The sequence below is a fragment of the Dellaglioa sp. CoH-56-MRSF-12 genome (assembly GCF_056782075.1).
Window position 1 is genome coordinate 162,858 of the sequence record NZ_JBXAYD010000003.1, and the last position, 13,196, is coordinate 176,053.

The 13,196-nt window shown below is 30.4% G+C and carries 13 protein-coding genes; all 13 read right to left on the bottom strand.

Going from position 1 to position 13,196, the window contains the following annotated elements; genetic code table 11:
• Positions 1–11 precede the first annotated feature (11 nt).
• On the bottom strand, positions 12–899 hold the full coding sequence (locus tag AC1RPY_RS04460; RefSeq protein WP_481761534.1) for a glycosyltransferase family 92 protein: 888 nt from the start codon (positions 897–899) through the stop codon (positions 12–14).
• 86 nt (positions 900–985) lie between these two features.
• Entirely contained in the window at positions 986–1,915 is a 930-nt protein-coding gene (locus AC1RPY_RS04465; RefSeq protein ID WP_481761535.1) for a glycosyltransferase family 2 protein, read from the bottom strand.
• A 38-nt stretch (positions 1,916–1,953) separates the two neighbouring features.
• Positions 1,954–3,069, bottom strand: coding sequence for an EpsG family protein (locus tag AC1RPY_RS04470; RefSeq protein WP_481761536.1), 1,116 nt, complete (start codon positions 3,067–3,069; stop codon positions 1,954–1,956).
• A gap of 91 nt (positions 3,070–3,160) precedes the next feature.
• Complete coding sequence (locus AC1RPY_RS04475; RefSeq protein ID WP_481761537.1) at positions 3,161–4,108, bottom strand: glycosyltransferase; 948 nt, start codon at positions 4,106–4,108, stop codon at positions 3,161–3,163.
• A gap of 16 nt (positions 4,109–4,124) precedes the next feature.
• Complete coding sequence (locus AC1RPY_RS04480) at positions 4,125–5,099, bottom strand: Stealth CR1 domain-containing protein (RefSeq protein WP_481761538.1); 975 nt, start codon at positions 5,097–5,099, stop codon at positions 4,125–4,127.
• Between the two features lie 76 nt (positions 5,100–5,175).
• A complete protein-coding gene (locus AC1RPY_RS04485) occupies positions 5,176–6,147 on the bottom strand; it encodes a DUF6625 family protein (RefSeq protein WP_481761539.1) in 972 nt (323 codons plus the stop codon).
• A gap of 37 nt (positions 6,148–6,184) precedes the next feature.
• Positions 6,185–7,333 (bottom strand): glycosyltransferase, encoded by a 1,149-nt coding sequence (locus AC1RPY_RS04490; RefSeq protein ID WP_481761540.1) that lies wholly within the window; start codon positions 7,331–7,333, stop codon positions 6,185–6,187.
• Positions 7,330–8,214 (bottom strand): NAD-dependent epimerase/dehydratase family protein, encoded by an 885-nt coding sequence (locus tag AC1RPY_RS04495; protein WP_481761541.1) that lies wholly within the window; start codon positions 8,212–8,214, stop codon positions 7,330–7,332. Before AC1RPY_RS04495 ends, AC1RPY_RS04490 begins: the two co-directional genes overlap by 4 nt.
• Positions 8,207–8,797 (bottom strand): sugar transferase, encoded by a 591-nt coding sequence (locus AC1RPY_RS04500; protein ID WP_481761542.1) that lies wholly within the window; start codon positions 8,795–8,797, stop codon positions 8,207–8,209. Before AC1RPY_RS04500 ends, AC1RPY_RS04495 begins: the two co-directional genes overlap by 8 nt.
• The gene (locus tag AC1RPY_RS04505) at positions 8,797–10,626 is read right to left on the bottom strand and encodes a polysaccharide biosynthesis protein (protein ID WP_481761543.1); all 1,830 of its coding nucleotides are present in this window, start codon (positions 10,624–10,626) and stop codon (positions 8,797–8,799) included. Before AC1RPY_RS04505 ends, AC1RPY_RS04500 begins: the two co-directional genes overlap by 1 nt.
• Before the next feature lie 44 nt (positions 10,627–10,670).
• Positions 10,671–11,396, bottom strand: a complete 726-nt coding sequence (locus AC1RPY_RS04510) for a CpsD/CapB family tyrosine-protein kinase (RefSeq protein WP_481761629.1) — start codon at positions 11,394–11,396, stop codon at positions 10,671–10,673.
• A 23-nt stretch (positions 11,397–11,419) separates the two neighbouring features.
• On the bottom strand, positions 11,420–12,163 hold the full coding sequence (locus AC1RPY_RS04515; RefSeq protein WP_481761544.1) for a YveK family protein: 744 nt from the start codon (positions 12,161–12,163) through the stop codon (positions 11,420–11,422).
• A gap of 13 nt (positions 12,164–12,176) precedes the next feature.
• Positions 12,177–13,160, bottom strand: a complete 984-nt coding sequence (locus AC1RPY_RS04520) for an LCP family glycopolymer transferase (RefSeq protein ID WP_481761545.1) — start codon at positions 13,158–13,160, stop codon at positions 12,177–12,179.
• Positions 13,161–13,196: the final 36 nt, after the last annotated feature.

Sequence of the window (13,196 nt, forward strand, 5' to 3'; positions counted from 1 at the left end):
CACACTTACCCTCATCTGTTAAGTTCTTGTACACGTTTAATTTCTGTTTTAATTTTATCCGTGTACTTTAACATGCCGTTATCATAGACATCATTAATATCGTGCTTCTTAAAATCAAGATAACTACGTTCTTTTATATCATTACTTTGATCAGCATATCCTCTTTTTACTTTATTCTCGAATTCTTCAAGTGATTTTGCATAGTAATGATTAACCCTCACGTGTTCCCTTGATACAATTTTAGGTCTTTTTTCATTTGTCCATGGATATCCCCATAACCTATTTCCGTTTTCATCAGTCGTTTTACCGGCCACATCATACCAATGTGGTATTCTCATATCAATTACTAATCTAGGATTTACGATAGGTTTTGAATCTAAAATAATATCATTTTTTGATCTATTTAAAAATGTCTCAGTAACTAATCCATTTGATTTTTTAATCAAATTAGATGAGCCGAACATCACCCAACCAATTTCAATTTGAGCAACGTTTTCACTAAATTCATTTAAAAAAGAATCAATATTTTTTTCATCAATTAATACTAAATATTCATCTAAATCTAGTGTTAATAGCCATTTTGTTTCTGTCTTACAGCGCTCGACAGCATCCAGATATGCTGGTATTTGTTGCTTATCACCCGGAAAATAGATATATTCAACCACTTTACTTTTAATATACGGTTCTAAAATTTCTTTTAAATTATCAGTAGATTCGTTATCATAAATATAAAATTTTGATATACCAATAATTTTATGATATTCAATCCATTCTTGAACGTATAGTGCTTCATTTTTAATAATTGCCACTAATGACACGCTATTAATAAAATCAGTTTTTTCTTCAATTATTTTTACTTGTTTATACCTTTTATTTCCGTAGTTCATCTTATTTTTCATATACTTTATCATATTATATGCCGTAATAAAATTACGCCTAAAACTTTTTTTTATTAAATTGATAGTAACCACCTAATCACTCTCTATTAAACAAACCATATAATTATTCTTTGTGCTGTTGTATTAATTAAACTATGAAATTTATGATACAAAGAATATCTTTTAAAGATATTCTTTGTATCATAAAACTTATATGTATCTTCTAGCATTTTTTTTTCAGTATCATTTTTAATGATATTAGAAAATCTTTCATACAGAACAATATTTTCCTTTTTAATCCGACCTAATTGTTTATATCTTATTTTTAATCTACGAAAAACTTCATACAAGTGTACATTACTCTTACCAATTCCGATGACGTTATTTTCATGTTGTCTATAGTAAACCGTTACTTTATCAATGTACGTTAAATTCCCACTTGCTGAGCTGATTTTAGCAATAATTGAATCATGCATTGTTACATTTTCAATATCTTCATCTGTTAACATAAGTACTTCATCTCTTAGTTTCTTATTAATTGCTAATGCCGCTCCGGTTACTTTAAAATTGAATAATAAATCATTCAATGAATGATTATAATTTTCGCCTACTAACATTTTAGACATTTTAATATTTGTTGAAACAGCCTTTTTATCAGCAATCATAAGATCTGAAAATATAGCTTGTGTTATTTTATTGTCTAACAAATCAAATTTATCCATAAATTGCATTATTTTATCTGAAACCCAAACATCATCTTGATCAGAAAAAAAATAGTAATCAGCATCGACAACCCTAAGTAATTCAAAAAAGGAACGTTTAACACCCATATTTCCGCTTGAATAAATTATTTTTAACAAATTTTTATTTTCGTATCTTTTTAAAATATCTATTGTATTATCTGTTGAACCATCATCTCTAACATAAATCTGTATGTTATCTTCATTTTTATATTTTTGCTCAATAATACTATTTAATTGTTCCTCGACGTACTTTTCGCCATTATACGTTGACATAATCACAGCTATATTTTTCAAAAATTTACTCCTTAATTACTTTTCTTTAAACGACAATGCTAAAGCGATTTCCAATGTACTAAATATGGAATACTGTCAACAAATTCTTGTGGTACTAACACTCCATAAAACGCTATAACAGCTAATAAGAGTATCCCCACCATCATTAAATCAATCTTTAATAATATTCTACTATCAATCTCATCTTTATGCTCCCTAATTAGCGCGTATGCAATTATAATTGGTGCGAAAGAGTTACGTTGGAACCGTTGATATTGTATCGACATAACTAAAAATGGGAGTGCTACAAGACCAGTTAACGAAATTAAGAATAACAATTTCAATTTATTTTTAATCTCAGTTGATAGGCTATTAATTTTCAAAAAATAATATCCAAGTCCTAACATTGAAAAATATGATAAAGCTATTTCTATAAGCATTATTTTTGATGAACCAGCAGCATAACTTGTGTTCAGTTTATCAAACAATTGTGTCCTAGATGAATGCAATGAAACTTTCGTTATTATATTTTTCAATAAACCACTTAAACCTGGAATAAATTGTACAATTGTTAAAATTACAAAAAAACCAATAATTAATTGTACAAAAATTTTCACATATTTTTCGCTCAAAAAGCTTAAGGGAATTATTATTAAAAATATATATCCAGATGAATGCATTGATGCGCTCAATAAGATTAATCCGATGGCAATAATAATATTTTTTACATTTTTTTTCTGTAAAAAACTTAGCCCTAATAGAGCAATAGAAATCATAAAAAAATTACGTGCCTGTGTTGCCTCATTAAAAAAAGGAAAAATTGCAAAAACCCAAACAAAAGATCCTAAATTCTTTGTAAATCTTAATATTGCAACTGTCAAAATAATAAAACTAACAATAAATAATATTAATCTAAAATCAGCATATGTCACTCCGTTTGCCGCAAAAATTCGAGAAAGCCACATATAGCCCCACTCAAATTGGTGATTATATGGTGCTAAAGAACTATTATCATAATTAATAAGATAACTAGGATAATCGGTCGTCGTCATCTTACTAGCAGCACCCGCTAGCCATGCTAATATTCCGATTCCAATGAACGGAATGATATTATTTTTTTTACCATGAACATGATCCAAAAAGAAATTGGTTACTATTGCAAATAAATATGTCATATAAACTCCTAGATAGTCATTTCTTAAACAATTAATGAAATTTGCTTATGCTGTATTCCATTTTTAATTAAATTTTATGTAAATACTAACATTATTTTTTGAATAACCTTAATATTTCCTCCAAATAGAGTAAGGTATTGTGACCGTGAATATTGGTAAAAAAACCATTCTTTTTGCCAAATATTATGGCTTCGATACCCTTCTTTTCTACAAAATATTTCAACATAGTAATTCTTTTTTTTATTTTAATAGGCGAATTTGAAAATTGTAGTTCTAATTCATTAACCAATTTGGAAAATCGATCAAATTTAACTTTATATTTTTTTAAATCAATTAACTTACTTTTTATAATTGTACTTTTTTTATGTGCATCGGCACCTCTTGTAATATTAAATGAATGCATTCTATGACCATCAGTCGCACTATCTATATATCCAATCCCATCATATAATCCAGCAACTAATGCAAGCCATGCATCATGATTAACTGCTTCTATCGGGATGTTTTTTGAAATTTCTAATAAGTTACGATTAATAATCATCGTATTACCCATTAACCAGTTATGTAGAAAAATACGTTGATATGTTGGTTTATTTTTCTTTTCTACACCACTGTAGTTCACACTTCCGTCCCCCACTACTTCAAAAAACTCGTCATAATTCGTATATACAAGCTTAGGCAGTACTTTTTCGTTAGGCAGGTGTCTAATTTCATTTAATGATATCTCAATTTTATTTGTATACCATACATCATCCTGATCTGAGAACATAACATATTCATACTGGTCTGGAACGTTATTCATTAAAATTTCAAAATTTCCTAATTGGCCCTTTTCATTAATATTTAGCGAGCTATCTAGTATCGTTATTTTAGGATCTCTTTTAAAATTATCTAAAATTTTACTGGTATTATCTTTCGAAAAATCATCTCTAATAAATAGGTGCCAATTCCCATATGATTGATTCTTAATACTTTCAATTTGCTCCATTAAAAATTTTTCACCATTGTAGGTAGCCATTAAAATTGCAACGTCACTCATAATTAGATCCTCCTAATTAGCTAAAGTGTTCAGCGAATATTTTTCTTAATTGTTCTTTCGTTTCTGAAAGGCTCTCCAATGGTAACGATATGTCGTTTATAACAACTATTTTTGCCTTGGATTTTAAGGCGCGCTTTATTTTTGAAAAATCTCCATCTTCTGGCAACTTCTCAAACTTTCCAAACGAAAATCTACGTGGTTCAAAATTCCCTTTTGAAAGTTGCCAATCGCGTGCCAACCAAATATTTACATCATTTCTAGTACGAAAACGATTTTTACTAAGTTCGGCTAACAAAGCTGGTTCTTTTTGATATATTTCTTTAAATGTACTTTTCAATAAACTACTAGGCAAATGCGGTTCATACCATCCCAGAACAGACCTATATGGTAAAACTAAGAAATTTCTTACATTTTGAAACCCGTATTGCCAATTAAATATTTTAAAGAAATTCTTCTTCAAAATATTATTTTTTGAGAACCACTTATTAATAATAAGTATATTATTAAAAGGTATTAACGAAAATTCTTCCGACGGTTGAATAAGTCCCATTAATCCTACATCCTTAGGAGTCCCATCTTGAGAAAAGAAATCTGTTGGATCTACCTTGTTAGTTATAAACGTATCGTCATTAAATACGATAAAATGTTCCGATAAATTTTTAATTCTTGGAATATTCATTTCAATGACATTCGAATTAAAAGTAGGTAAATATTCTTCAGGAATAAAATCAGAATGATCAACAATTGTTAGATTTTTCATGTCCAATGGAAACTTCGGAACTTGTTTGTCGGTAATTAAAAAAATATGGTTTACCCATGGTGCAAATTTTTTTACACCTTCAAACCACCATTTAAAAATATCATAATCTCTGAAACGTTCATCCGCATTTAAATTTTTGTTTCCCGCGTACTTATTTTTTTTATTCCGCCAGATATCATCATTTCCATCAACCCATGTCACTACAAAATCAATTTTAAAATTATCACTCATGACTAAGTTCTCCTTAATATTTATTAGTGATTTTAATATTCAGATAAAAAGTGTTAATCTATTTTCAATCTTATATTTAGAGCCAAATTCTTCGTATTCTAGCCTTAAGCTCCCCATTAAATAATTGCTTAATATAATATTGGAAATATCTGCGGATACCATTAGGCCATTTTCCTTCATTATATTTCTTTATATTTTCAATAGACAACTTTTCATCTGTTATAAACTTATTAGGTACAATTAAAAAGCTATGGTCATCATTTGATATTTCAACATCAACTTGCATTTTTCTTTTTTGTAAATGAATATATTCTATCTTTTTAGTTTTAATTTTTCCGTTATCAATATAATTCATTACTAGTTCCCCATCATGCCATCTAAACACTTGATATTGTTTTCCCTCAGAAATATCAAGTGTTATAAATCGAAATGCTTTTACCCAAATATCAGCATAATAGACCTTTTCTTTATATGGATCATATATTCTCATATCTGTGTCGGGCATAAATTTTGCAGTTCCCCAAATTTCATCAAAGTGAGTTGCGTCATCAGTTGTAAATGCCTGCTTATAATTGTACGTCCCTTTTTTATGATGATCAATTTTATATGCATTATTAATTTGATTATTATTTCTATACATTTGAAAATGTCCACGAGTATTTATTTTGTCATATTTTTTTAGTATATCCTCAGATAAAAATTTTTTTAAATCTCCAAATATAGTATCAATATCCACAAATCCCCACCAATCATATCCCGAGATGTCTTCCTCAAATATTTCACCGTAAGCCGGTTTGTAGTCATTCAACTTATACGGATTATTAATTTTTATAGGAAATGTATAATGTGATCTTATTTTCGCTTGAATATCTTTAAAGTTGACTATTTTTATTTTAACATTCGGTATGGTTGTAGATATATTTTGATCAGTATATATTAGAAAATCTATCTCATTATTATATTCCGCTGATTTTAACCATAAATCAAAATAATTTGGTAATTCTCCAAAATATATAGCTATCAATACTATTTTTGTGTTTTTAATCATTGCGAATCCTTTCAATTTATAGACAACATCGCATAATTTAAATTTTAGAATATAAACTATACATAATTTCATTTACATTCTTAATACTATATTTTTTTGATACTTCAATATTGTTTTTAACAATTTTTTCGTATTCTTTATCATTGATGCCTAGTAAATTTTCTATAGCTTTCACAAACTGGGAAATATCAGTAGGATCATCCACTACACACCCGCTGATACCATTTTCTGTGTAATCTTTGATCCCCCCTAAGTAAGTACTTACTAATGGAAGACCAGTAGCCATAGCTTCTAATCCCGCTAGTCCTAATCCTTCTCGTTTAGATGGAAAAAGAGAAAAATCTGCTATATCTAAATATTGTTTAATATTTTCAGAATAACCTGTAAAAATAATCTTTTCTTCTAATCCATACTCTTTCACTTTTTTTTCTAATAAATCTCTTTGATCTCCAACACCGCATATAATATATGTAATATCAATTTTATCTTTCAATTTATTTACTGCTTCTATTCCCACAATATGATTTTTCCGCTTAGATAATTCACCTACAGAAATCATCACTTTACTATTCTTACTTATCTTTAAATCAGTTTTCAATTCATCGATATTAGTTGATTGTTCTCGTAATTGTTCCCATTTTATTCCAACGCCAGGCACATGTAAAACTTCTTTTATACCAAAAGATTTTCCAATTGAGTAATCTTCATTGTTGATTGTTATTAAAATATCCGTATATTTAGATAAGTAACGTTCTATAGGATAAAATAATATCCAATCTTTTTTCGGCCCGCCCTTAAAGAACTGAAAGCCATGTGCCGTATAAACAATTTTAGTTTCTTTATTATTTTTAAAAACTAATCTAGTTAATACACTTCCCATCGGTGAATGGCAATGCACAAAATTATAGGTAGTTGTACTTGCTAATTTTTCAAGCTGATTATATGCTTTTTTATTTGCTTTTATTGAACCAATTCCTCTTAAAAAGTCAATTTGATGACAAATTATATTTTTTCCTTCAAGCTTCTTTTTTAAGGAATTAGCCATATCATCTGGTATAGTTCCAGCGGAATAAAAGTTAGTTGCAACTTCCACATTATATCCTAATTCTTGTAATATTCTGATATTATCCATATTAAATTGTTCAATCATTGAAGCAACCGACGCAACGATTAAAACTTTTTTCATTTCTTATCCTCCATTAAAATTTTCGTTATCGTATTTTCTAATGTAAGTCCTAATGTATATTCGAAAGAGCACTCGCTAATTTTTTTATCATAAACTTTACTACCATATATTTTATTAAAAACACGAAACTTCCTTGATAATAGAGAAATAAGCGGATTAAAAATAGAGATAAAGTATACTTTCTTTCTTAATAATTTCCTTGTTACTTTGATTACATCGCTTGTAGAAACATATTCTTTATTTTGAGGGAAATAAAGGCCTGATGCATCATTAATAATTATCTGTTTGATAAATTCTGTTAATACATCTACATAAATCATACTTCGTTCATTGTTAATACTTGGGAAAATCAGGGATTTCTCAGCTAACTTCAGTAGCCTTGGAAAATTACCCTTACTATTCGGTCCGTAAACCATCGGAGTTCTGATAACAACCGTTTTAAAGTTATCGTCTGCTAATTTTTGAATTTCTACATCTGCCTGTAGCTTACTATCACCATAAAAATCAATTGGGTTCATTATTGTCTCTCGAGTAATTATATTAGTATTTTGTAGTCCATTTTTTTCACCATATACTATCATACTTGATAAAAAAATAAATTGTTTCACTCCCTCAGATTTAGCTTTTTTAGCCAAATTAATTGCGAGATCTCTATTTACTTTATAATATTGATCCTCCATACTCGGATCCGAAGATACATGTGCAATACCCGCAACATTAAGTACTACATCATATAGACCAAAATTTTTTCCTCTCCATTTATCATCTCGAACGCTCATCATATCAACTGATATATCTTCCGATTCTGATTTATTAATCCAGCTTTTAAATGCCCCTCCAATATAACTATGTGCACCGGTTATCAAAACTCGTTTAGTCATCACTCTTACCTTCCTTTACACCATCACTCTTTAAAACTGATGTAATTGTTCCAAAAAAAATTTTTAAATCTTCTGAAAAAGATAAAAGTTGCACGTAATCACCATCAATTTTTGATTTCTCAGCAATAGATAATTCATCTCTCCCACTAATTTGTGCTAATCCAGTTAACCCTGGGTAAACGTTATTAGCGCCGTACTTTTCACGTTCGTTAATTAAATCTTCTTGACTCCAAAGTGCTGGTCGAGGACCAACGATACTCATCTTACCTGTTAAAATATTAATAATTTGTGGTAATTCGTCAAGACTCGTTTTTCGTAAAATTTTACCCGAGCGAGTAATGAAAGCATCCGGATCTTTCAATAAGTGAGTAGGTACATCAGGTGTATCAGTTCTCATCGTCCTAAATTTTAAAATACCAAAGTAGGTTTTATTAATACTTACCCGCTTTTGTACAAAGAAAATAGGGCCTTTCGAATCGACTTTAACAATAATTGCGATAATTAAAAAAATAGGCGATAAAAGTACAAGGCCTACTAAAGAAATAACAAAATCAATTGTTCTTTTAAAATATTTTTTATACATTAACGCATACCTTCCGAATCAATTGAGGGTTCACCATTATGAGTATGTGCATATCTAATAACTTCTTTTTTCAAAGCAGTACCAGTTAACGGCTCTACACTCTTAACAAAACTCATAATTTCATCAATCTTGTATGGTGTTACTTTACCCAAGAAAATTTTTTCAAATACTTGCTCTTGCTGTTTTTCACTACTTACTAATAATTCTTCATACAGTTTCTCTCCAGGTCTCATACCTGACTCAACAATATCAATATCGTTTTCAGTATATCCACTTAATTTAATCATTTTTCGTGCTAAATCAACAATTTTAACCGGTTTACCCATATCTAAGATAAATAGTTCTCCACCTTTAGATAGCGTCCCCGCTTGAATCACTAAACGGCTAGCTTCAGGAATTGTCATAAAGAATCTTGTCATTCTAAGATCAGTAACAGTAACTGGTCCACCTTTAGCTATCTGTTTCTTAAACAGTGGTACAACACTACCACGGCTACCAAGAACATTACCAAAACGAACAACGGCGAATTTTGTATGACCTGGTTCATTCAAACTAGTTACAATCATTTCAGCGAGACGTTTCGTTGCCCCCATAATATTAGGCGGATTTACTGCTTTATCAGTTGAAATCATTACAAATGATTTCACATTTGCAGACTTAGCAGCTTCAGCAACATTTTTCGTACCATAAACATTATTTTTAATGGCTTCAGTTGGGTTAGCTTCCATTAATGGTACATGTTTGTGTGCTGCAGCATGATAGACTATTTCTGGTTTATATTGTGCCATTAAGTCAAAAATATGTGCCCGGTCTTGAACATCCGCAATAATCGGCACAATTTCAATTTTCCCAGCATAAAGATTTTTTAATTCTTGATGAATCAAATAAATTGAATTTTCTCCATGTCCTAGTAAAATTAGTCGTTTAGGACCAAATTTGCTAACCTGTCGACAAATTTCTGAACCAATAGAGCCACCCGCTCCTGTAACTAAAATTGTTTTACCATATATTTTGCTTTCAATCTTAGCCATATCAAGTTTAATCTCTTGTCGACCCAGTAAATCAACAACGTCAATCTCATGCATTTTTCTAGAATCACTATTGTCTTCTAACATATCTTCAAAACTTGACATGCGATTAATTTTAACTTTTAGAGGATTTAAAATATCTAACAAGTCCTCGTAATTATGGGGACTTAATGAAGGAATAGCAATTGAGACCTGTTCAACATCGTATTCTTCGACAATCATTGGAATTTCTTGGAAAGTTCCCAAAACTTTCTTACCCATCATCCACATTTTTTGTTTTTGAATATCATTATCGACGTATCCAATAACATTCAAGTCGGCATTATCTCTTTGTATTCTTTCCATTAAAGCTTCTGCGCCATCCCCTGCACCGACTATTAATGTTGTAATTAATGTTTCTGATTCTTCATTATTAAAGATATTTTCAACAAGATAGCGCCATGCAAATCGGCTGCCACCAATAAAAAGGAGGGCCAGTAAATAAGTTAATATTCCAAAACGAATACTATAATTTGAACTTATGAAAAAATAACTAATATTACTAATAACTGCTGTAATTGTTATTGCAATAAAAATTGCAATTATTTCTTTAAAGCTAGCATACCTATTAATTTTAGAAAAGAGGTTTAATGAGTATCCAATTATTAGGTATAAAATCAAACATATACACCCAAATTCCAATAAATCAGAGTTACTAAAACTAATATACGGCCCTAAAAATAACCTCGATAATGAAATTGAAACTACCCAAATCAAACTATCCAATCCAGTTAAAACAACCTGTTTACTTTTCCTAGTCACCTATAATCCCTGCTTCCTTAAATTATCCTACGTCTACTTAATTATTATTTATAATAGCCATAATACCCACCATAATAACCTGACTCATCACTACCTGAAACATCATTCAAAATCGTCCCAATGATTCTTGCATGAACGGTATCTAATAATTCTTTTGCTTTCAAAACGGCACCTTTATTTGCCACACCTTGTCTCACAACTAAAATTGTACCATCAACTTTTGTTGCAACAATTTGTGCATCTGTTACAGAAATTAATGGTGGTGTATCGATGATAACCATATCCATTTGTTCAGCGACAGCTGTAATTAAAGAATCCATCCGTTTTGTATTCAATAATTCTGAAGGGTTCGGTGGAGTAGGACCTGCAGGCATAACATATAAATTTTCAATTGGTGTTTCTTCAACTGCTTTTGCAACATCAATACTTTTTTCAGTCAAACAATTTGTAAGCCCGGTTTCATTACTCAAACCAAAAGTTTGATGCGCAGTTGGTCTACGCATATCGGCATCAATTAACAATACTTTCAGTCCTTGATTAGCATATGTTACAGCAAGATTAGTTATAACTGTTGACTTGCCTTCTGATGGACCTGATGATGTCGCCATAATAACTTTCATTTCTTTATCAACACTTGAAAATTGGATATTCGTACGTACAGTCCTAAATTGTTCTGCAATCGTTGATGTTGGTTGAGTAACAGTAATTAATCCAACACCGTTATCAATACTATCAGTTGATAACTTTTTATCTTTTTTTAATAAACTCATCATTCAATAACCCCTTATCTATTTTAATTAGTATGCTTTCTTTTTCTTGGTGTTGATTGTCCAAAAAGTCCTTGACTCTTATTAGTTTCGTCAATATGGTTAATCATACCTAAGTTTGAAAGACCAAGATCTGTCAAAAAATCAGCGTTTTTAACTGTTTTATCAAAAAGTTCTATTGCGAATGCAATCCCAATTCCGATAAGCCCCCCTAGTAACAGACCTATTAATACATTCATCTTTTTATTAGGTGATACTGCATTAGGTTTTGCAACTGCATCAGCAACAATTGTTACATTATTAACTTTCATCACTTTTTTTATTTTATTTTTAAACGTATCAGCAACAGAGTTTGCAATATCAGCCGCGCGATATGCATTAGTATCTTTAACAGTTACACTAAAAACCTGTGAATTTTCTTGATTTGATATACTTATCTGATTTTTTAAATCATCACTCGTACCAACGAAATTATCTTTTTTAGCAATTTCTTTTCTCACAGGATCTAGTACAATTTTATTTTGAATAATGTCTTTATACGTATTAATCATTTGGACATCTGCTTGCTGTGTATTGTAAGCAGCCCCTACATTATTGGCAGTTTCTGTTCTATTAACTAATATTTGAACAGTCGAGTTATATTTTGGCGTCATAAAGAACATGGTTACAAAAAATGCTAATAGTGCCCCCGCAATTATTAACCCAATAATTAATTTAAGATGTTTCTTTAAAATGCTAAAAACTTGTTCAAGATTGATTGTCTCTTCCATTGATATAATTCTCCTAGTCTAAGTCTAATTGTTTTCTGATCATGTTGGATACTTTCGTTACTTGTGCTGATGGAACAACTTCATACGACACACCATTTATCATTTGTGATTGTCCTTGAAGTTGAACATCTTTAATTGTGCCTATAGCACTACGATACTGAGTCACTATTTTTTTCATATCAGAAAATTTCAAATTTGTTTTCATATTGCTCTCAAGTACACTCAAAATTGCTTGATAATTTGTGACACCATCAATAGAAGCTATTTTTTTACCTAATTCAGTCACAACCGAGCGTTGTCTTTTTTGACGCCCGTAATCACCATTAGGATCAGAATGTCTCATTCTAGAAAAGTCTAAAACATTACTTTCAGTTAACTCAATATCACCTTTTACGTATTGATGCCTTCCCGCTGAAAAAGCAAATGGATTATTGACCGTAATTGGACCAACGGCACCCGTTAATTCTTCCAGGCCCTTCATATTCATCTGAACATAGTAATCAATTGGAATATTTAAATAGTTTTGAATAGTATCCATCGCTAAGGAAACATCCCCATAAGCATATGCAGCATTTAATTTATTATCTGTCCCGTGACCTGTAATCGGAATCTTCGTATCACGAGGTAAACTCGTTAATGTCGTCAAGTTTGTTTTAGGATTAATTGTCGCAACCATCATTGTATCCGATCGACCTTGATCTGTTCTCCCATCTTCGCCCGTATCAACACCCAAAATTAAAACTGAGAAAGGCGCCTCTTTATCAAGAGAGACACTCCCGGTTGTTCGTTTACTTTTAACATTTACTTTTTGATATGTATTATCTACAACGTCTTTTGCATCTAGATAAACCTTCGCCATCAACACACCACCAATAACCAATAGTGCGGCAACGACGATTCCGACACCAATCCCCCATTTTTTCAGTGTACTCATTTTTTTCTTTTTATGATGATGCTTCTTGTGGCTACCTTGGTGTTTAATATTATCTTCACTCATAATTAATTACCCCTAAATTTTTTAGATGTATACAAT